The organism is Glutamicibacter mishrai, assembly GCF_012221945.1.
GTDB classification, from domain to species: domain Bacteria; phylum Actinomycetota; class Actinomycetes; order Actinomycetales; family Micrococcaceae; genus Glutamicibacter; species Glutamicibacter mishrai.
In genome coordinates, this window is the sequence record NZ_CP032549.1 from 901,193 (window position 1) to 921,483 (window position 20,291).

Sequence of the window (20,291 nt, forward strand, 5' to 3'; positions counted from 1 at the left end):
CATCATGGACTTCTACAACCCATCGCTCGGGCACCAATTCATCAATGGCCAGCAGGTGCTGGGCCAGGGGCCGAAAATACCAAGGGTCTCCCCTGCCACCGGTGAACCGCTGCTCGATGTCGATACTGCCAGCACGGAACAGGTGGATCAAGCGATGAAGGCCGCAGCCGCCGCCTTCACAAGCTGGTCCGCGTTGACCCCTGGCGAGCGTTCGGACCATCTGTTGGCTTTCGCCCGAGAACTGCAGTTGCACGCCGATGAGCTTGCCGAAGTGGAAACCGCGCAAACCGGCAAGAGCATCCGCATGTCCACGGAATTTGATATTCCCGGAACGATCGACAATGTGAACTTCTTCGCTGGCGCCGCCCGGAACCTGCAGGGACTGGCCGCCGGTGATTATGCAGGGAACACCACCTCCATGATCCGCCGCGAAGCCATCGGCGTGATCGGCTCCATCAGCCCCTGGAATTATCCGCTGCAAATGGCCGCGTGGAAGGTTCTTCCTGCTATCGCCGCGGGCAATACCATCGTGCTCAAGCCCAGCGAGCTCACCCCTGGCACTTCGATGCTCTTTGCCAAGGCGGCCTCTGATGCGGGCCTGCCCGATGGGGTCATCAATGTGGTTTCAGGCGATGGGCCGGTGGTCGGAACCACCTTGGTGCGCCATCCGCTGGTGAAGATGACTTCGTTCACCGGGTCGACCCCGGTAGGCCTAAAGATCATGTCGATGGCCGCCGAGCGTGGCAATCGTGTTCATCTGGAGCTGGGCGGCAAGGCGCCATTTGTCGTCTTCAACGATGCGGACATCGAGGCCGCGGCCCATGGCGCGGTGGCCGGGTCCACGATCAATTCGGGCCAGGACTGCACAGCCGCGACGCGTGCCTACGTGCATTTTTCTGTTTTCGAGAAGTTCACCAACCGTGTGGCGCAGCTGATGGATGCCATGGTTGTCGGTGATCCAGCCGATCCGCAGACCGATATGGGTTCGCTGATCAGCAAGGCGCACCTGGAGAAGGTATCTGCGATGGTGGATCGGGCCCGTCAGGACGGGGCCCGAGTGCTCGCTGGCGGACGCCGCGAGCAGCGGGCCGGCTTCTACTATCGGCCGACGCTGATTGTGGGGGCAGCCCAGGATTCCGAGATCGTGCAGAACGAGGTTTTCGGTCCGGTCTTGGTGGCATTGCCGTTTGAAACGGATGATCAGGCCATTGAGCTGGCCAATGACACGCCTTATGGGCTGGCGGCGAGCGCCTGGACCAAGAACGTCGACCGGGCGATGAGGGCCAGCGCCCAGATCCAGGCCGGTTGCGTGTGGATCAATGAGCACATCCTCATCGTTTCCGATATGCCCCATGGCGGTTACAAGGCCTCAGGCATGGGCAAGGATATGAGCCAGTATTCCTTCGATGAATACACGAACGTGAAGCACGTGATGATCTCCCATGATCCGCAGCCTCATCGACAGTGGCAGGACACTGTTTTCAAACAGCGACCGTAAATCGCCTAGAGGCCTGAAAGCAGCTGGTTCAGCTTCTTCGTAGCCATCCCGGGTTCGGTGGTGGCGAAGAAGTACAGGGCCAGCTGTTTTTGCTGTCCGGCGACGCCGCTGGCTGCCAGCTTCGCGGCGCGCTCTGCCAACCCGTTGGCGTTGCCCAAGTGCTGTTCCTGGGGCAGCCCGTCACGCAGCTTGCTCGGTCGCTCGGCAGCGAGCAGCAGCGGGATATTCAATGCGACAGCGTCGTAGGCCATGGCTGAGGTGTCGCAAATGGCGACGTCTGCCCAGACCAGGGATTGCGAAGCATCCTTGACCGGGTCAATGGTCGATTCGAATCGTGCCTGCAAGGAAGCGACGGCTTTTTTCGCTTCGGCCGAGATGTCGCCGGTCTTGGGATGGGGACGGAAGCGCACCTCGAAACGGTCATCATTAACCAGTTGCGCGAGGATCCGCTCGCCCAGCCTGATGACCGAGGAATAGGCCATGGCTTCGGAGTCGCCTTCCCAGGTCGGGGCGTAGAGGACCCGGATCTTTTCCGATGGTCCTTCCAATTCCAGGGAATCGAGCTGGGGGCGACCGATCTGCACCAGATGGGAGGCATCGAATCGCGAAATGTTTTCCATGATGCGCTCTACCGCTGCCGGCCCGGCGACGCAGGCGTAGTCATAGGCTTTGAGCTGGTTTGAAACCATCGAGGCTTTTTCGCTCTCGCCATGGTTCAGGTGGATGTGCGCTGGGCCGTTGAAGCGCAGCATGGTGAAGTTGCGCTGGGCATTGTTCACGTAGCTGATTGATTTGGTGTTCCACTCGCGGAGCTTGGATTCGATGTGTTCCATGGAACGAGTGAACAATACCGGCAGGGTGCTGGCGCCCAGTGCTTGCCGTGCGCTGAGTGAATCCATCAGCACCAGGCCGATACGCAGGCCCTGCTGGGCCAGACGTTCAAAGGTCCCCAGCCAGACACCTAATTGGTAGAACTGGCCGGGGCCTTCGGCAAAGAAGAGAACATGGTCGGCTTGTTGTATTTCCCGTTGGCTCTGGACGATTTCGGCTCGCACCGATCGCTCTGCGATTAATGAGCGTGCTTTACCTGTCGCCTGAGTCAGTTGGGAAGGAATCAATGCCATATACGTAGTCTACGTACCTCTTAGCCGTTGATCGCGGAAGCCAAGTTCGAAATGTTGGAATTCATCCAATCCAAGTAGCTGGAATCGTCCTGAATGGTTTCCGAGAAGTCGACGACAGGCACCTTGCCGGATTCTGCGTTCTTCTTCAGGGCTTTGGTTTCATTTCCCTCGGTCTGGACGTTGTAGGCCAGGATGTCGCTCTTGCCATTGACCAGTAGGTCCTGGGCCTTCTTCAGCGTCATCGGGGCAATGCCTTCGCCCTCTTCGATAGCCTCGCTCAATCCCTCGGGAGTGGTGTTCTCCATGCCGGCGTCATCAAGCAGATGGAACGGGACAGGCTCGGTCATCACGAACTTCTTGCCCGCCAGCTTGGCATCGCTGAGCTGGGTCTGGAGCTGCTTGATCCCTGCGTTGAATTCATCGGCGTTTTTTGTGTACTGCTGGGCGTTGGCCGCATCAGCCTTGCCGAAGGTATCCGCTAGTTCATCAGCGAGCGCGGACATCGAGTCAAGGTCGTACCAGATGTGCTCGTTGTAGCCGGCATGATCATGGCCTTCATGCGATTCTTCGTCAGCGTGCTCGGCGTGCTCTTCAGCACTTTCGCCTTCATGTGCTTCTTCTTCCTCATGCTCTTTGGCAATCGGCGAAGTATCCACAGCGTGGATCAGCTGGACATTCGAGGCCTGGTCACTGGGCAGGGACTGGACCAGCGAGTCCATGAATTGGTCGTATCCCCCGCCGTTGGCGAGAACTACATTCGCTTCTGACACGGTGAGCTTGTCGCGCGTGGTTGGCTCGTAGGAGTGCGGGTCTTGGGCGGCCGAGGTGATGATCTCGCTGACGCTGACATTGTCGCCGCCAACGGCACGGGCAACTTGGCCGTAGACGTTGGTCGTTGCTACAACTTTGACGGCAGAGGTGTCGCCTTCACTTGCTTCGCTGCCGGTACTCGCACAACCGGCGAGGATCATGCCCGCCGCTGGTACGGCAACGGCCATGGCAAGCAAAGAGCGATACTTCTTCATTCTGGTTCTCCATCCAAACAAGATTGCTATTGAGAACAATTCTACATTACTTTTGAGAACCGTTCGCACCTAGGCGTCTGCGTTGGCGGCAAACAGGGATCGTTTGCCGTGCGCTCCACCGGTACCGGTTGCCTTGACCACCATCACTGCAATAGCCGTGGTCACGGGAATAGCCAGTACCAATCCAATAGAACCAATCAGGATCCGAATAACTTCCTCAGCCATCTCCCCGGAGCTCAACGTCACGCCGAATCCCTGGTTGCTCATGGCCGCAATCGCCAAGATCGGCAAGGCCGCACCGGCGTAGGCGAAGGCAATGGTGTACACCGTGGAGGCGATATGGTCGCGGCCAATGCGCATCCCGCGGAAGAACAATTCCTTGGCCGATGCCTTGGGCGAAGTTTCAGCCAACTCCCACACCGTGGCGGACTGCGTAATGGTCACGTCATTGAGGACGCCCATGCCGCCAACCAGTACACCGCAGATCAGCAGGCCAGGCAGGGAAATCTGCGGAGCCACGGTGGCTAGCGTCATCGACGATTCGTCATTGGCCCCGGTGAGCGCCGCGGCATCTGTCAGCCACAGGGCCAGGGCCGCGGTGACCCCCAGACCGAACAGCGTGCCCAGCAAAGCAGTGGATGTCTTGGCATTGAGCCCATGGGCAAAATACAAGGCCACGAACATGATGGCCGTGGCGCCGGTCAGGCCGACCACCACCGGATTCCCGCCTTCAATGAGCGCGGGAACCATGAAGAAGATCATGAAAGCGATGCCGCCAACCAGACCGATCACCGCGCGGGCGCCACGCCAGCCAGCCACCAGCACCACGACCACGCCATAGGCAATGGCCAGAAGGGTCATCGGCAATGTGCGCACGAAGTCAACAAAAACATAGGGGCTTCCGCTGGTGGTATCAACCTTTGAAAGATCCAGATAGCGCAAGGTATCACCCGGGCGGACATCTCGCGATTGCAGCATTTCTGGCGGGATCTCCATCTGGATTTCTGCTCCGCCTGAGGCCGGCATGACATAGGTGACCGTGCATTCCAGCGTTTTGCCGCCGACGTCCGCCAATCCTTCGGAGGAAGGGCAGGTTTCCACGCCGCTGCGAGTGACCGTGCCGGTGGCCATCGTGGCGCCGCCGGCAGTATCCATCGAGCCGTCGAGGGCGAATTTGTCGTAGGTTCCCTTAGGCCACAAGGCAATGACCATAACCAGAGCCAGCACGCCGATCGGTGCGAGCAGGGCCCACAGTATTATCGAAGCGCGATGCCGGCGCTTGGGATCTTGCAATATCGGTTCGTCATGGTGATGGTGGCCCACTGGGTCTTGCTCCAAATCAATAAAGGCGAATCGTCTGCATCAAGTCTAAGAGCACTTCGGAGGCAACCTTGGGATGATCGATAAATCCTCCGCAAGGTTCATGTCGCTGGGGACGATCAGCGAGAGAATTGAGCTATGAGCTTGCCACACTATTTGCCTCCCCCTGCGCCCAGAGCCGATCAGGAGCAGTCTTTTGCTTTCCATCGGCTCATGCGCCGAAACCACAACTACCGGTGGTGGCGCCCGCTGGCCTTCGCCGGAACCGGGCTGGGATTTTTTGTCGCATCGTTCATCGTCGTCATGCTGATGATCTTTGTCGTGGCCATGCTCAATCCGGCTACGTGGGCGGCCGATGCCAGTGGTTCGCCCGACTCGGTATTGACCGAGGCAGAGCTCGACATGGCCTCGCCTATCGACTTCTCCATAACCATGGCGTCATTGATCATCATGATCCCGGCGGTCTATCTGGCATATCTATTGCTTGGCTCCAAGCCAGTCGGCCAGTTGGTTTCCGTGGCCGGAAGACTGCGTTGGCGCTGGTTCGGATTGGCCATTGGCGCTAGCGCATTGCTCTTCGCCGCGTACTTCGCCCTGAGCTTCGCGCTGTCGGCAGCTGGCATTGGTGAGCCAACGGACGCGGCACCTATCAAACCGCCCGCGGATCCATTGTTCTTCGCGCTGCTGGTTATCCTGCTGACGCCTTTTCAATGCGCAGCCGAGGAACTGGTCTTCCGCGGGGCGTTGATGCAGATCATCGGCAGCTGGCTGAAGCATCCGCTCTTTGCGATCCTTCTGCCGGTGCCGTTATTCACCTTCGGCCACCTTTATGACGTGTACGGGTTGCTGGATGTGACAGCGTTCGCCATTGCCGCCGGCTATCTTGCCTGGCGCACCGGCGGGTTGGAAGCTCCGATGGCGATGCACATCATCAACAACACCTTCCTGTTCCTGCTCGGCGCCATGGGCCAGATTGATTTGAACGCTACCGAGTCCGGACCGATGTCTCTGGTCTTCTCGGTCGTCTTCACGGCGCTTTTGACGTTTGTCTTGGTGAAACTGGCCGACAAGAATAATGTTGCCCGTACCGCCGGTCCGACTCCTGCAGCGGCGCAGCCGCCTCTGTTGCAGCCGTGGCCGATGGCGCATCCGGTCTATCACCAGAACCAGGCTCATTGGGCTCCGCCAATGGATCCGTCCGCGCCACCAGCTTCAGCGCCGTACTCGCAGGATTTCCCGCCAGCCAACGGGCACCCTCCAGCGCCTCCAGTCGACTCAACACCGAACGCCGGAGACAACCACGACCGATAACGGTGACTTGATACAAGACAAGGGGTTCTTGCCACGATCTTTTCGTGGCAAGAACCCCTTGTCTCGTTAATTTCTTTTTAGGATTTCGCCCAGCGCAACAGGGCCGCAATGCCCGCGCCGTCCGGAATCATTGAATCAGGGACATACCGGATCGTCGCATCAGTGAGGGCTGTGGCCCGCAGGAGCACTTCCGGTGCCGGCCATTCGCCGGCCACGAGCTCCGCATGGTCATCGCCTTCTTGGTGAGCGATCCACGGTTCTGCGCTCAAGGCACGCAGCGTGTGCTCGTCCTGGTATTGGCCCACGAGAACCGTTTCGGCCTGCGCCGATTGCAACGCGGTGACCACCTCGTCGAGACCCACCGCCAACAGCGATCGTCCGTTGCCTGACTGCGCTGCGACTTTTGCTTCCAAGTCGGCCAGCGCTTTGGATTTCACATCTTCGACCATCTTGCTGATCTGGGCGTCAATCTGCTTTGAATCTGCACCGCCTGTCCTGGTGTGCGAGTCGATGACTTCCACATAATCACGCAAGGCCACTGGCACCTGGGCGATGACAGCCTCGCGAGCCTTGATATCCCCGGAGATCACGATCAGGCGAACGTAATTCTCAGCGGACATCTTCTTGATCAGCTCGGCGACTTCATCAGCGTTCCTGCGCACCATTTCATCGGCGGCCGCCTGTGCCTTGGGCTGGTCATATTCGCCGGGAACCTTGCGGGCGTGGTGGATTTCCTCTGGCAGTCCAACAATCCCTTGACTGGCGATGCGTTCACGCGACGTCGTGTTGTACAGGTGCACTTCGCCGCCGTCCTTGCCTACCTCGGCGACCAGATAGGAGAAGGAGCCACCGCGTGCTCGGGCCAACGCCGTGAAATTCGGGAAGGGACCAACATCCACCGATGGGCTCTGGACCTTGAGGCCTGGAATGATTTCGTTCAGGACAACTTCGCCATCGTGGACGGCGACAAAGCGTGCAACCGGTGCCCTGAGTCCCTCAGCAGGTTCCAACGCACCAGTCAAAGCTTGGACATCGGCAGCCTGGGCTTGCTGGGATTTAAGCAATTTGGCGACGTCGTCGGGAAGCCGGTCAGCTGCTTCTTGGGCTCCCGTCGTGCCCAGTGAAGCATCCACGAGAGCGGTGCTCCATGAACCATTCCTTCGGTAGAGCGAAGCGTCGATTCCATTAGAATCCGCGCGTAGTGCCATGCTGACTCCCTTCCGCACGCGACCCTTGGCCGCGTTGCGACTAGATCCGTGGGACTAACCTAACATCACTATTCAGCGGCTGGAAGAGTTAACCAGAAACTAACTCGTGATTTGGAAGAAATCAGCATGGCCGCAACAATTTACCAGCGGCCGCGCCAGTACTGCGGAGGGTGTGATTTCTCGGCTCCAAGCAGCTGCGCGGCGTGATTCGGCCACTGCGGATTGCCCAGGGCGGCCCGTCCGATGCTCACGCCATCGGCCTGGCCCGAGACCACGATATGTTCTGCCTGGATGGCATCGGTGATGACTCCCACCGCGGTGACAAACGCGTCTTCAGGCAGTGACTGCTTGACTGCCTGCGCCAGCGACACCTGGTAGCCGGGTCCGGTTGGGCCATGGAATGCGCCGATGCCCGCGCTGGAAAGATCAAAGGCACGGACACCAAGCTCATACAATTCTTGGGCCAGCTTGACCGTATCGGCAATGCCCCAGCCTTCCTCGACCCAGTCCTCGCCGGAGAAGCGGATTCCCAGCGGCTTGTGGGCCGGCCAAACAGCCGAGATAGCCTGGACGATCTCGCGCAGGTACCGCGTGCGGTTCTCGAAGCTTCCACCATATTCGTCGGTGCGCTTATTGGTCAGCGGAGAGAGGAACTGGTGGATCAAGTAGCCGTGGGCCGCATGGATCTGGATCAGATCAAAACCTGCAGCATCGGCACGCTGTGCGGCAGCGGCCCAATCCTGGACCGAAGCAGCAATTTGCGCGGTGCTCATTTCCGTTGCCGGCTTCAAATCGAAAAGATCGCTCGGCGTGGAAGTGAAGGTCTCCCAACCTCCGTCTTCCTCGCTGATGCTGCCGAGCTTGCCGGCCTCTTCCAGCTCCGTGAGCCATCCGTAGGTGGACGCTTTCGCCCCAGCGTGGGCCAGCTGGACACCAGCCGCTGCCCCGTGGGAGCGGATGTATTCTGTGATGGGCTTCCATGCCTCGACTTGCTCGTCGTTCCACAATCCAGCGTCGCGGTCAGAGATGCGGCCTTCGGCAGCTACCGCAGTCGCCTCGGCGATGACCAGCGAGAAACCTCCGTGGGCCATGGACCCCAAATGGGCTAGGTGCCAAGTGGTTGGAACGCCATTGCGATCATTGATGGCGTACTGGCACATGGGCGGCAACACGACCCGATTTCGAAGCTGAAGTCCCTCTCCGCTCTTGGTTGGGATGGTTACTGGGCTGAATAACTTGCTTTGTGGCATACCTAGTACGACGTTGAGGCCGCCAATATTATTCCGCCCGGTAACATCATCCGTTCAGCTCACCGGCCGAGAACGAGCACTGCCACCGACAGGTAGACAATCAATCCCGCGGCATCGACAAAGGTGGAAATGAAGGGATTGGAAAACACTGCCGGATCGGCTTTGAAGAACTTCCCGATGATCGGCATGGCTCCCCCGACGGCGGCGGCGATGCTGCACAGTGCCACGAGCGTCATCCCGATGATCATTCCGACTTCCAGTTCAAAGACCACGCTCGCAATAAGGAAGCCGATTGCTCCGAGGCACAGCCCGAGCATCGCTCCGATACGCACTTCCCTGAACATGACGCGCCCCAGATCGCTCACCCGGACATCGCCCATGGCCAGGGCGCGAGTGACGGTAGTGGCTGCCTGATTGCCGGTATTCCCGCCAATGCCGACAATCAGCGGGATGAACAGGCTCAAAACCACCATAGACTCCAAGGTCTGCTCGAATGTGGCCAGCACCTGCACGGTCAGGGTGGCCCCTACGGCAAGGACCAACAGCCAGACAACACGTGCTCGCACCAGTTTGCGCAGCGGGGTTCCGAGGTAAGGGCGGTACAACGGCTCGGAGCCAGCGCTGCGCGCAGTGCGTAATTCCTCAGCGTCCTCCAGCAGATCTATGGCTTCGCCCAGTGGCAGTACTCCAATCAATCGTCCTTCGTTATCGAGCACTGGCATGAGATCCAGGTGGCGCTCAAGAGCCCGGCGCGCCGCCTCTGTATCTGGTTCCGATGCTTGGGCGGTGGGAATTTCAAAAGCTATGTTCGAGATGAGCAGATCCTGTGGCTGTCCGAGGAGGTCGGCTAGCCGTACTGCCCCGATGAATCGGCGGGTGCGGTCAACCACCATGATGAGGTGGCAGTGTTCGGTTGCGTTCAGCTGCGGGGTGATGCAGTTCAGCACCTGCCCGACGGTCAGTTCGGGATGCGTGCTGATGAACTGGGTGGTCATCCCCCGTCCCGCGCTTGAGTCGCGATAGCCCAGCAGCACCCCGGTTGCCTGGCGCTGCTGCTTATCCAGCCCGGCAAGCAGCCGGGTGGCGACGGTCGCTGGAAGCTCGTCGAGCAGGGACACCCGGTCTGCGGGTTCCAGGGCCGCGAAGGCTTCGACCACGGTTGCCTGCTGGAGCGTCTTGATGAGTTCCGCCTGTACCGGGGCATCGAGGTTCTGGAAGAGCTCCAGAGAGCGGTCCTTATCCAGCATGCGATAGAGGATCGCGGCGTCGGCGATTTTCAGGGCTTCAAACTGCTCGATGAGCTGCCCTAGTTCCAGGCCCCGCAGGGTGGTTGCAAGACGCTGGAAATCCTCGGTTGCGAGGCAGTTGCGGATTTCCTGAGAAGTAGTTGAAAAGTCTACGTATTCGAAGGTGAACATGATTATCGTCCAAACGGTTCGTTGCGCGCAAATTCAAGGGCTCGCAAGCAACTACTCACCGCTCTTCACCCAATCATGTGGGTGATAAATCAGTCAGTATTTGCGTGCATGAAAATGCGCATTCCAATAGCGGGAAGGCTACGAACTCGCCGAACGCCCAGCTGTCCTGGAGCAGGAGAAATCAGCTGGCGCGTGAAAAAAGGATCTGGTGAGCTCGTAGATAGATAGATCGACTAGAACTGCCGTCCATGTAGCTCACCTCCTAGGATTCCGAAACATGGATTCATGCTTCGTACAGTGCCATTTCTATCAGGTACCCGATCCGGATAGCCAACAACAAGGGCGCATCTCACATTAAATAGCTTCGGGAGGCCGGATCATCCGACCTCCCGAAGCCCCAGGCTTTAGCCAGCGGTTAGCATTCGACCACGTTGACGGCCAATCCGCCCATCGCGGTCTCTTTGTACTTATCGCTCATGTCCTTGCCGGTTTCACGCATCGTGATGATCACTTCATCCAAGGTGACGTGATGTTCACCGTCACCCATCAGTGCCATCTTGGCCGCGTTGACAGCCTTGGACGCAGCGATCGCATTGCGCTCGATACAAGGAATCTGTACCAGGCCGCCAATGGGATCACAGGTCAAACCGAGGTTGTGCTCCATGGCGATTTCAGCGGCATTCTCCACCTGAGCCGAGGTTCCGCCCAGGACTTCAGCCAATCCGGCTGCGGCCATCGACGAGGCTGAACCCACCTCTCCCTGGCAGCCGACCTCAGCACCGGAAATCGAAGCCTGCTCCTTGTAGAGCACGCCGACGGCGCCGGCAGTCAGCAGGAAGTTCACGACAGCATCGTTCTTCTCTTCTTCATTCCAGTACTTGGCGCCCGGGGCATAGTGGGTGGCGTAGAACAAGACCGCTGGGATGATGCCGGCGGCGCCGTTGGTCGGCGCGGTCACGACGCGGCCGCCGGAAGCATTTTCCTCGTTCACTGCCAAGGCGACCAGGTTGATCCATTCCTGCCAGTACACAGGATCGCGGTCCTTGTCTTCCTTGCGCAGACGCTCATGCCATTCCGGCGCACGGCGGCGGACCTTGAGGCCACCGGGCAAAACGCCGGTACGTTCCAAAGCGGAGTCCTTGCAGTCTTCCATCACGTGGTAGATGTGGATCAGGCCTGAGCGGATCTCTTCGCGGCTGCGGTAGGCCAGCTCGTTAGCCATCATGATTTCGGCAATTGACTTGCCGGTAGACTTAGCATGTTCCAGCAGCTGGGCTGCGGTGGTAAACGGATAAGGCTGCTGTTGCAGCTTCTCTTCCAGGTTCTTCTCGATGCGCTCTTCGGCACCTTCACGCACGATGAAGCCACCGCCAACGGAGAAGAACGTCTCATTGACCAGTTCATTGCCCTGGGCATCCACGGCAACGAACTTCACGCCGTTGGTGTGGCGCGGCAGCACCGTCAGCGGGTGCTGGATCATGTCGTTCACCGAGTAGTCCAGGTCTTTGCGCTGGCCTAGCTGGGCTGCCAGCTGCAGGACCCCGGTGCTTTCCATCTGTGCCAGTCGCTCGTCGACCTGGGAGGGCAGAACTGTTTCGGGTTCAAATCCCTCTAGCCCCAGCATGATGGCGGTGAAAGTTCCGTGCCCGCGACCGGTCGCGGCCAGTGAGCCGTAGACATCGACCCGGATATTATCCAGGGCATCCATCTTCTCTTCACGGATTACTTGGGCAACGAATGCGTGAGCCGCACGCATTGGCCCCACGGTGTGGCTGGACGAAGGTCCAATGCCAACCGAGAAAAGATCGAATACGCTTACCGCCATGGCGGGTCACATCCTTAGAACGTCGGCAATCCGGGAGCTAACTGCCGGAAAGATGGTGTGGTATGCAAAGGGGTCATCCTCGCATCAGGGCATCCGCACAGCGTGGGGTGGAGTTGCGCGGATGAAAGACTGCGGGCCCGAAAAGCGAATATTTCCGCCGTCCGGGCCCTCATCTTCACAAGATGGTGCTACTCGGAAACCTTGGCCAGGTCCGGGTACAGCGGATGGGCCTCAGCCAGCTTCAGGACCCGGTCCTTCAGCTCTGGCAAGACCGAGGTATTGCCATCAGCGCCAGCGATCAGGGTCTGGGCGATGATCTCGGCAACTTCAGCGAAAGCTGCCTCCGAGAAGCCACGGGTTGCCAGCGCCGGGGTACCGATGCGCAGACCCGAGGTGGTCATTGGCGGGCGTGGATCGAATGGCACCGCGTTGCGGTTAACCGTGATCTCCACCTGTGCCAGCAGATCTTCGGCCTGCTGGCCGTCGAGCTCCGAGTTGCGAAGGTCAACCAGGACCAGGTGCACATCGGTGCCACCGGTCAGCACGCTGATGCCCTTGGCTGCCACGTCGTCCTGGGTCAGGCGCTCGGCAAGGATCTTGGCACCAGCCAAGGTGCGCTGCTGGCGCTCCTTGAACTCCTCCGACGCAGCGATCTTGAAGGCTACAGCCTTGCCGGCGATCACGTGCTCCAGCGGGCCGCCCTGCTGGCCTGGGAAGACTGCGGAGTTCAGCTTCTTGGCGATTTCAGCGTCGTTGGACAGGATGATGCCGCCACGAGGACCGGCGAGGGTCTTGTGGGTGGTCGAGGTGACCACGTGGGCGTAAGGCACAGGAGACGGGTGCAGACCAGCTGCCACCAGGCCAGCAAAGTGAGCCATATCCACGAACAAGTAGGCGCCGACCTTGTCAGCGATTTCGCGGAAGCGCTGGAAGTCCAGCTGGCGCGGGTACGCCGACCAGCCGGCCACGATCATCTTCGGCTGGTGCTCGATGGCAAGGCGCTCCACCTCATCCATGTCCACCACGTTGGTCTCTTCGTTCACACCATAAGGAACGATGTTGAACAGGCGGCCGGAGAAATTGATCTTCATGCCGTGGGTCAGGTGTCCACCGTGAGCCAGGTTCAGGCCCAGTACGGTGTCGCCTGGGCGGACCAGCGCGTGGTACACCGAGGCGTTGGCCTGCGCGCCGGAGTGCGGCTGGACGTTGGCGAAGTTCGCGCCGAACAGTTCCTTGATGCGCTCGATAGCCAGGGTCTCGATGACGTCGACTTCTTCGCAGCCACCGTAGTAGCGGCGGCCCGGGTAGCCTTCGGCGTACTTGTTGGTCAGCACCGAACCCTGGGCCTGCATGACGGCCTGGGCGGTGTGGTTCTCCGAGGCGATCATTTCCAGGCCGCGCTGCTGGCGAGCCAGCTCAGCATCGATGCGCTGCGCCACCTCCGGATCGAGGGCTGCCAGCGACTGGGTCAGGGATGCTGGTGCTAGGGATTCAAAAGTCTGGTTGCTCATTACTGGACGTCTCCACCGTTCGCGCTTGCGTAGTCTGCTGCCGAAAGCAGCGGGCCTTCTTCGGTCACTTCTACGGTGAACAGCCAGCCGGCACCGTAGGGGTCTTCGTTCAGGATTGCCGGGTTGTCAACGGCTTCGTCGTTGATGGCAACCACGGTGCCGGTCACTGGCGAGTACAGGTCGGAAACCGACTTGGTGGATTCCACCTCGCCGCAGGTTTCGCCGGCGCTGACGGAATCGCCAACCTCTGGCAGGTCCACGTAGACCACGTCGCCCAGGGCGTCTGCAGCGATCTGGGTGATGCCGACCTTGGCTGGGGACGATGCGTCGATCCACTCATGTTCTGCCGAGTAGCGTAATGACGAAAGAACTTTACTCACGGTATTTCCTCTCCCAAGGGAATAAGCGGGCGTATGGCTTGGCCCTACTGATGTTTAACGTTACTTGGCTCGCGTGTAGAACGGCAGTTCGACGACGACAAATGGCAAAGTCTTACCGCGCAGATCAACCTCTAGCTCGGTGCCGACTTCACTGTATTCTGCATCCACATACCCCAGTGCTACCGGGTAGCCGAGGGTCGGAGATGGCTGTCCTGAGGTGATTTCACCAACAGTGGCCCCGTCCTTGACGATGGCGTAGCCACCGCGTCCGGCGCGCTTGCCCAGGCCCTTCAGACCAACCAGCTTGCGTGCAGGGGTCTGCTCTCTCAGGGCTTCCAAGGCCTTTCGACCCACGAAGTGTTCTTCCTTCTTGAAGGAGACCACAGGGCCAAATCCCGCATCAAATGGGGTGCGTTCGAGGCTCAGCTCGTTGCCGTACAACGGCATGCCGGCCTCCAGGCGAAGCGAGTCGCGGGCGGCCAGGCCGCACGGAACCAACTCGTGATCCGCACCGATGTTGATGATCTTGCTCCACAGTTCGGCGGCATCTTCGTTATCGATGATCAATTCGAAGCCGTCTTCACCGGTGTATCCTGTGCGCGCCAAAAGTACGTCGATACCGCCGAGCACCAGATTAACCGCCGCATAATATTTCACTTCTGTGACGCTCTGGGCACTCTGCTCATCGGCGGCGAGCTTGCCGACGATGGCTTCGGCGTTCGGTCCTTGGACCGCGATCAGGCTCTGGCGTCCCGAGGCGTTATCCACCTCGACGTCGAATCCGGCGGCCCGCTCTTCCAAGGCGGCGGCCACGACATCGGCGTTGCCGGCGTTGGGGACGACCAGGTACTTTTCTTCTTCCAGGCGGTACACGATCAAGTCATCGATGATCTTGCCTTCATCGTTGAGGATCAGCGAGTACTTGGCCTTGCCCACCTTCATGATGGTGAAGTTGCCAGCCAGCGCGGTGTTCAACGCGGTGCCGGCCTGTGGACCGGAAAGGTACACCTCGCCCATGTGGGACAGGTCGAACAGGCCCGCGGTGGAGCGCACCGCCTTGTGCTCTGCCAGTTCCGAACCGTACTTCAGCGGCATGTCCCAGCCGCCGAAGTCGGTGAAGTTCGCGCCGAGTTCCGCATGCTGGGCATGCAGTGCGGTGTGCTTGAGTTCTTGGGTGGTCTCAGTCATCTCAAGGTCTTCCTAGTCTTCGAAGGCTTCAGGAGCAGGGCAGGAGCAGATCAGGTTGCGGTCGCCACCGGCGCCGTCGATGCGGCCCACGGACGGGAAGTACTTGTCGGACTTCAGGCGGGCTACCGGGAAGGCAGCCTGCTCCACCGAGTACTTGCGATCCCAGTTGCTGTTGACCACGGCCGATACGGTGTGCGGTGCGTTGCGCAGCGGGGACTGCTCGATGCTGTAGATGCCCGAGAGCACTTCTTCCATTTCCTGGCGGATGGTGATCATCGCTTCGATGAAGCGCTCGATCTCGCCCAGGTCTTCGGACTCGGTTGGCTCGATCATCAGGGTGCCGGCTACCGGGAAGGACAGGGTTGGTGCGTGGAAGCCGAAGTCGATCAGGCGCTTGGCCACGTCTTCGGCGGTGACGCCGGTCTTGGCGGTCAGTTCGCGCAAGTCCAGGATGCACTCGTGGGCAACCAGGCCCTTGTTGCCGGTGAACAGTACTGGGAAGTGCTCGTTCAGGCGCTTGGCGATATAGTTCGCGTTCAAGATCGCGTGCTTGGTGGCTTCGGTCAAGCCTTCGCCACCCATCATGGCGATGTAGGCCCAGGAGATCGGCAGGACGCCGGCCGAGCCGAAGGCGGTGGCCACTACCGGCACACCGTCACGCTCGGTGTAGGTGCCCGAGGCATCGCCTGGCAGGAATGGCAGCAGGTGCTCGCCTACGCCGATCGGGCCCACGCCTGGGCCGCCACCGCCGTGGGGGATGCAGAAGGTCTTGTGCAGGTTCAGGTGCGATACGTCGCCGCCGAACTTTCCTGGCTGGGCCAGGCCGACCATGGCGTTCATGTTTGCGCCGTCGATGTACACCTGGCCACCTGCTGCGTGGATCTTGTCGCAGACCTCGCGCACGTCGGCGTCGTAGACGCCGTGGGTGGATGGGTAGGTGATCATGATGGCGGCCAGCACGTCCTTGTTGGCCTCGATCTTGGCATCCAGGTCATTGGCGTCGATGGTGCCGTCGGCTGCGGTCTTCACAACCACGACCTTCATGCCGGCCAGCACTGCCGAGGCGGCGTTGGTGCCGTGGGCGGAGGCCGGGATCAGGCAGACGTTGCGCTGGCCTTCGCCGCGCGATGCATGGTAATCCGAGATGGCCAGCAGGCCTGCGTACTCGCCCTGCGAGCCAGCGTTTGGCTGGATGGACACGCCAGCGTAGCCGGTGATCGCGGTCAGGCGACCTTCCAAGTCGGTGATCAGCTCGCGCCAGCCCTCGGTCTGCGCTGCAGGAGCGTAAGGGTGGATGGAAGCGAATTCCGGCCAGGTGATGGATTCCATCTCGGCGGCGGAGTTCAGTTTCATGGTGCACGAACCCAGCGGGATCATGGTGCGGTCCAGGGCCAGGTCGCGGTCCGAGAGGCGGCGCAGGTAGCGCATCATCTGGGTCTCGGAGGAGATGGTGTTGAAGATCGGGTGGGTCAGGTAGTCGCTGGTGCGCTGCTGCGATGCCGGGATCTCGAAGCCTTCCGGAGCGGAGAGCTCAACGCCGAAAACGGCCAGCAGCGACTTGACGATGTCCGAGGTGGTGGTTTCGTCGGTGGAGACGCCCACCTGGGTGTCGCTGACCTTGCGCAGGTTGATGCCTGCTTCGACGGCCTTGGCGATGATCTCTTCGGCGTTCTTCACGTTCACCACGACGGTGTCGAAGAAGGTGTCCGAGGCCAGTGTGAAGCCGCCGGATACCAGCGAGCTGGCGATCACGCGGGCGTGGTTGTTGGCGCGGGTGGCGATCTGCTTCAGGCCTGCCGGTCCGTGGTAGACCGCGTACATCGAGGCGCAGATGGCCAGCAGGGCCTGCGCGGTGCAGATGTTGGAGGTGGCCTTCTCGCGGCGGATGTGCTGCTCGCGGGTCTGCAGGGCCAGGCGGTAGGCAGGCACGCCGGAGTCATCCACCGAAACGCCGACCAGGCGGCCTGGCATGGAGCGGGTCAGGCCATCGGCTACTGCCATGTAGGCTGCGTGCGGGCCGCCGAAGAACAGCGGAACGCCGAAGCGCTGGGTGTTGCCCACGGCGATGTCGGCACCCTGCTCGCCCGGAGGGGTGATCATGGTCAGTGCCAGCAGGTCAGCGATCACGGTGACCATGGCGCCAGCTTCCTTGGCGGCAGCGATGATGCCCTCATGCTCGGCGATGGAGCCGTTGCTGCCTGGCTGCTGCAGCACGATGCCGGAGATGTCGCCTTCTGGCAGGCCGGCGGAGAGGTCAGCGACCTCGACCTCGAAGCCCAGCGCGTCGGCGCGGCCCTGCACGACCTTGATGGTCTGCGGGAAGATGTTGGAGTCCAGGACGGTCTTGCCCTTGGCCTTCTTCTTGTTGGCGCGGCGCATCATCAGCACGGCCTCGGCGGCGGCGGAGGATTCATCCAGCAGCGAGGCGTTGGCGATCGGCAGGCCGGTGAGGTCCATGACCATGGTCTGGAAGTTCAGCAGGGCTTCGAGGCGGCCCTGGGAGATTTCCGGCTGGTACGGGGTGTAGGCGGTGTACCAGGCTGGGTTTTCCACGATATTGCGGCGGATCACCGCTGGGGTGATGGTGTCGTAGAAGCCCTGGCCGATCATCTGGGTCTTCATGACGTTCTTGGAGGCAAGGTCACGCAGGTGGGCCAGCGCTTGGGTTTCGCTCAGGGCCGCTGGGATATCCAGCATGGAGTCTTGGCGGATGTCTGCCGGAACGGCGGTGTCGATCAGGTCTTCGAGGCTGGCGTAGCCCAGAGTCTGAAGCATGGTGTCTACGTCGGAAGGACGCGGGCCGATATGGCGGGCAACGAATTCGCTATTCGTAGAAGCCGAAGTCTGCGTGATGGTCATGGTGCTGGAGTCTCCACGGGGATCTGTCTTGGCGCATGCCAAAGGAAGGACGCTTTGCCTCCCCATCCCTGTTGCACTACCTGAGAGTTTTACACCTCCGGCCAACTAAGCCGGGCGCTTGCACCTTCGGTGAGCCGGGTCTGGCCGGCTTCTTTCCAGAGTTGCCTCGTGATGGCGGTACGGGGGCCTGAGAGTTTCCTGGGGAGGAATTGCTCCTACGGCGCTCGTCCATGGTGTGAACGGGACTCTCCCGCCATCCGTCTATGGCGTGCGCTGCCGGCCGGAGACCTGCAGCACACCACCATGTTACCTGCCACGCGCTATACGTCAAAGACGTTGCGGCAGAAAAACCGTCACAAAACTTCTAGTTAACGCTGGCTGACAGCTGCACGTACTTCGGATACTTTGCTGACAAGGAATCTCCCGAGGAGGTTCCGGTCAATCGGCGCTTGATCCACGGCACCAGATGCTCGGTGGCCCAGCCCAATTCTTCCTTCAGCTTTTCTCCGCGCGAGTTCACGGCCAAGTCAGGCAGAACCGGCGCCAGGATCTTGTCGGCCCAGTTGCCCTCGGTGACCTGGTGCTCGCCCAGGACGTTGAGCACCTTGGAGGCCATCAGCGCATGGCCCAGCTCGTTCATGTGCAGACGGTCAGCCGCCCAGTAGCGCAGGTCGGAGAATTCGCGCCAGCGCCAGTAGTCGGCGACGATCGCCCCGTGCTTGTCGGCGATCTCGCGCACCTTCTCGTTATAGATCGCGGTGCGCGGACGGGTCTTGGAGAACAACGGGGACTCGACGGTATCAAAACCAGTGAACAGCATGACGGTGCTGCCGGCCTCGGCGAAGCGGCGGACCATGCCTTCATAGCCGCGCATCAGGGCATCGAGGTCCGCGGTGGGGCGCAGGATGTCATTGCCGCCGGCGTAGATGCTTACCAGGTCCGGGGCCAGAAAAAGCCCCTGGTCCAGCTGCTGGTTGATGACCTGGCCGATTTTTTTGCCGCGCACCGCGAGGTTGGCGTACTCCCAGTCCCCTTCGGCGCTGAGCACCTCGGCTACGCGGTCGGCCCAGCCCCGCACCTGGTTGGGGCGGGCTGCGTCGACATCGCCGACGCCCTCGGTGAATGAATCACCCAATGCCAGAAATTTCTTCACTTCAATCCCACTTCGTATTTCTGCTCTTCTTGCGTTGCCCTGGCGGGGGCTAGTTTGATTTCGCCTTGGCGTTCTTCGCCAGGATGAGCTGGCGCGCCAATTGGCTCAGCTGCACCCCGGTGGAGGTGTCCTTGGGCCCTTCATTGCGTGAAGGGATGTAGCCGAAGCCCAGCTGGTAGGCGGGGTCGGCGAAGGCCAGCGAGGAGTTCGCCCCGTCATGCCCGTAGGCGAAGATGGAGCCGTAGTTGTTGCGGGCGGTGGCTTTCATGAACCCCAGGGCGAAGGCCTGCAGCAATCCGCTGGTGCGGTCGTGGCCGTAGACCAGTTCGGTGGAAACCTGCGCCCAGGTGTCCGCATTGAGGAACCCGTTGGCGGCGCCCAGGGAAGGCACCGCGCCGAAGGATGCGGCGTAGATGGCGGCCAAGCCTTGGGCGTTGGCGACCCCGCCCATGGAGGCCGGGCCCAATTCGCGCACCTGCGCGGCATTGGCCAGTTCATGCCAGTTGTAGACCGGGCCGTCGGCCAGCGCGAATCCGGAGGCGGAGTTCACGGCCAGGCCGGCCGGGGAGAACGGGTCGAAGAATTCGCTCGGGGCATCTACTGCGGGCAAGACGTCGCGGTAGCGGGATTCCAGCGAGGGATCCTGTCCGATATAAACGTCGACACCCAGCGGCTTGCGGATGCGTTCTTCGAAGACTTCCTTCAGTTCCTTGCCGGTGACGCGGCGGACCAGTTCCTCCATGAGCACGCCCATGGTGATGGCGTGGTAGCCCACGATGTTCTGCCCCAGCGGCCAGATGCTTGGCATGGAGGCCAGGACCTTGGCGTATTCGGCGGAATCCAGCAGGATCTGGCTGGGCACTCCCCCGGGGACGCCGAGCACGCCGGCCTGGTGGCTGAGCACTTCGCCAACGCTCAGCGCGCTCTTGCCGCTGGCGCCGAATTCGGGCCAGTAGGTGGTCATGGGTGCACTCGGGTCGATGAGCCCGTCTTGGACAAGCAGTGCGACAACCAGGGCGCTCAGGCCCTTGGTGCAGGAGAAGACGCAGGTGAGCGCGTCGCCTGAGAGGTGCTCGCCCACGCTGTGGCTGAGGACCAGTTCCCCGCGGTGATAGATCGCCAGCTGCGCCGAATAGTTTTCCTCTTCGGCAGCCCGGGCTTCGAGCGCCTGGGCCAATGGTGCGAAATCTTCGCTGATCACCGAGTCCATCTACATCCTTA

At 60.8% G+C, this 20,291-nt stretch carries 15 protein-coding genes and 1 riboswitch; of the genes, 2 read left to right on the forward strand and 13 right to left on the reverse strand.

What is annotated here, in order from left to right:
• Positions 1-4: 4 nt before the first annotated feature.
• Positions 5-1,498, forward strand: coding sequence for a gamma-aminobutyraldehyde dehydrogenase (locus tag D3791_RS04310; RefSeq protein WP_172511375.1), 1,494 nt, complete (start codon positions 5-7; stop codon positions 1,496-1,498).
• A 5-nt stretch (positions 1,499-1,503) separates the two neighbouring features.
• On the opposite strand, the gene D3791_RS04315 is transcribed toward D3791_RS04310, so the two are convergent.
• The 3 genes from D3791_RS04315 to D3791_RS04325 all read right to left on the reverse strand — a co-directional run bounded on the left by D3791_RS04315 (position 1,504) and on the right by D3791_RS04325 (position 4,970).
• On the reverse strand, positions 1,504-2,622 hold the full coding sequence (locus D3791_RS04315) for a CDP-glycerol glycerophosphotransferase family protein (RefSeq protein ID WP_061954216.1): 1,119 nt from the start codon (positions 2,620-2,622) through the stop codon (positions 1,504-1,506).
• 20 nt (positions 2,623-2,642) lie between these two features.
• A complete protein-coding gene (locus D3791_RS04320) occupies positions 2,643-3,647 on the reverse strand; it encodes a metal ABC transporter solute-binding protein, Zn/Mn family (RefSeq protein ID WP_172511376.1) in 1,005 nt (334 codons plus the stop codon).
• Between the two features lie 69 nt (positions 3,648-3,716).
• On the reverse strand, positions 3,717-4,970 hold the full coding sequence (locus tag D3791_RS04325; protein ID WP_022874391.1) for a YibE/F family protein: 1,254 nt from the start codon (positions 4,968-4,970) through the stop codon (positions 3,717-3,719).
• 135 nt (positions 4,971-5,105) lie between these two features.
• On the opposite strand from D3791_RS04325, the gene D3791_RS04330 reads away from it, so the two are divergent.
• Complete coding sequence (locus tag D3791_RS04330) at positions 5,106-6,278, forward strand: CPBP family intramembrane glutamic endopeptidase (protein ID WP_172511377.1); 1,173 nt, start codon at positions 5,106-5,108, stop codon at positions 6,276-6,278.
• Positions 6,279-6,355: 77 nt separating this feature from the next.
• Here D3791_RS04330 and D3791_RS04335 read toward each other — a convergent pair whose 3' ends face one another.
• The 10 genes from D3791_RS04335 to D3791_RS04380 form a co-directional block, all read right to left on the reverse strand.
• Positions 6,356-7,486, reverse strand: coding sequence for a baeRF2 domain-containing protein (locus tag D3791_RS04335; protein WP_246242316.1), 1,131 nt, complete (start codon positions 7,484-7,486; stop codon positions 6,356-6,358).
• A 140-nt stretch (positions 7,487-7,626) separates the two neighbouring features.
• Positions 7,627-8,736, reverse strand: coding sequence for an NADH:flavin oxidoreductase/NADH oxidase (locus tag D3791_RS04340; RefSeq protein WP_172511378.1), 1,110 nt, complete (start codon positions 8,734-8,736; stop codon positions 7,627-7,629).
• Positions 8,737-8,795: 59 nt separating this feature from the next.
• On the reverse strand, positions 8,796-10,154 hold the full coding sequence (mgtE, locus tag D3791_RS04345; RefSeq protein ID WP_172511379.1) for a magnesium transporter: 1,359 nt from the start codon (positions 10,152-10,154) through the stop codon (positions 8,796-8,798).
• Between the two features lie 415 nt (positions 10,155-10,569).
• Entirely contained in the window at positions 10,570-11,979 is a 1,410-nt protein-coding gene (locus tag D3791_RS04350; protein ID WP_172511380.1) for an L-serine ammonia-lyase, read from the reverse strand.
• Positions 11,980-12,167: 188 nt separating this feature from the next.
• Positions 12,168-13,490: a serine hydroxymethyltransferase gene (gene glyA, locus D3791_RS04355; RefSeq protein ID WP_172511381.1), complete on the reverse strand. Its 1,323-nt coding sequence runs from the start codon at positions 13,488-13,490 to the stop codon at positions 12,168-12,170.
• A complete protein-coding gene (gene gcvH / locus D3791_RS04360) occupies positions 13,490-13,870 on the reverse strand; it encodes a glycine cleavage system protein GcvH (RefSeq protein WP_022876782.1) in 381 nt (126 codons plus the stop codon). Before gcvH ends, glyA begins: the two co-directional genes overlap by 1 nt.
• 60 nt (positions 13,871-13,930) lie before the next feature.
• Positions 13,931-15,058 (reverse strand): glycine cleavage system aminomethyltransferase GcvT, encoded by a 1,128-nt coding sequence (gene gcvT / locus D3791_RS04365; RefSeq protein ID WP_061954202.1) that lies wholly within the window; start codon positions 15,056-15,058, stop codon positions 13,931-13,933.
• A gap of 12 nt (positions 15,059-15,070) precedes the next feature.
• Positions 15,071-17,917 carry an aminomethyl-transferring glycine dehydrogenase gene (gene gcvP, locus D3791_RS04370; RefSeq protein WP_172511382.1) on the reverse strand — a complete coding sequence of 949 codons (2,847 nt, stop codon included), beginning with the start codon at positions 17,915-17,917 and terminating at the stop codon, positions 15,071-15,073.
• 165 nt (positions 17,918-18,082) lie between these two features.
• Positions 18,083-18,180: riboswitch (glycine riboswitch) on the reverse strand.
• 101 nt (positions 18,181-18,281) lie between these two features.
• Positions 18,282-19,070 carry an SGNH/GDSL hydrolase family protein gene (locus D3791_RS04375; protein WP_343034525.1) on the reverse strand — a complete coding sequence of 263 codons (789 nt, stop codon included), beginning with the start codon at positions 19,068-19,070 and terminating at the stop codon, positions 18,282-18,284.
• A gap of 49 nt (positions 19,071-19,119) precedes the next feature.
• Positions 19,120-20,280, reverse strand: coding sequence for a serine hydrolase domain-containing protein (locus D3791_RS04380; RefSeq protein ID WP_172511383.1), 1,161 nt, complete (start codon positions 20,278-20,280; stop codon positions 19,120-19,122).
• Positions 20,281-20,291: the final 11 nt, after the last annotated feature.

Excerpts from the sequence above, each read along its gene's own strand:
- mgtE (WP_172511379.1), bottom strand. The coding sequence starts at position 10,154 with ATGTTCACCTTCGAATACGTAGACTTTTCAACTACTTCTCAGGAAATC.
- D3791_RS04350 (WP_172511380.1), bottom strand. The coding sequence starts at position 11,979 with ATGGCGGTAAGCGTATTCGATCTTTTCTCGGTTGGCATTGGACCTTCG.
- D3791_RS04320 (WP_172511376.1), bottom strand. The coding sequence starts at position 3,647 with ATGAAGAAGTATCGCTCTTTGCTTGCCATGGCCGTTGCCGTACCAGCG.
- D3791_RS04340 (WP_172511378.1), bottom strand. The coding sequence starts at position 8,736 with ATGCCACAAAGCAAGTTATTCAGCCCAGTAACCATCCCAACCAAGAGC.
- D3791_RS04330 (WP_172511377.1), top strand. The coding sequence starts at position 5,106 with ATGAGCTTGCCACACTATTTGCCTCCCCCTGCGCCCAGAGCCGATCAG.
- glyA (WP_172511381.1), bottom strand. The coding sequence starts at position 13,490 with ATGAGCAACCAGACTTTTGAATCCCTAGCACCAGCATCCCTGACCCAG.
- D3791_RS04335 (WP_246242316.1), bottom strand. The coding sequence starts at position 7,486 with ATGGCACTACGCGCGGATTCTAATGGAATCGACGCTTCGCTCTACCGA.
- D3791_RS04310 (WP_172511375.1), top strand. The coding sequence starts at position 5 with ATGGACTTCTACAACCCATCGCTCGGGCACCAATTCATCAATGGCCAG.
- D3791_RS04315 (WP_061954216.1), bottom strand. The coding sequence starts at position 2,622 with ATGGCATTGATTCCTTCCCAACTGACTCAGGCGACAGGTAAAGCACGC.
- D3791_RS04380 (WP_172511383.1), bottom strand. The coding sequence starts at position 20,280 with ATGGACTCGGTGATCAGCGAAGATTTCGCACCATTGGCCCAGGCGCTC.
- gcvP (WP_172511382.1), bottom strand. The coding sequence starts at position 17,917 with ATGACCATCACGCAGACTTCGGCTTCTACGAATAGCGAATTCGTTGCC.
- gcvT (WP_061954202.1), bottom strand. The coding sequence starts at position 15,058 with ATGACTGAGACCACCCAAGAACTCAAGCACACCGCACTGCATGCCCAG.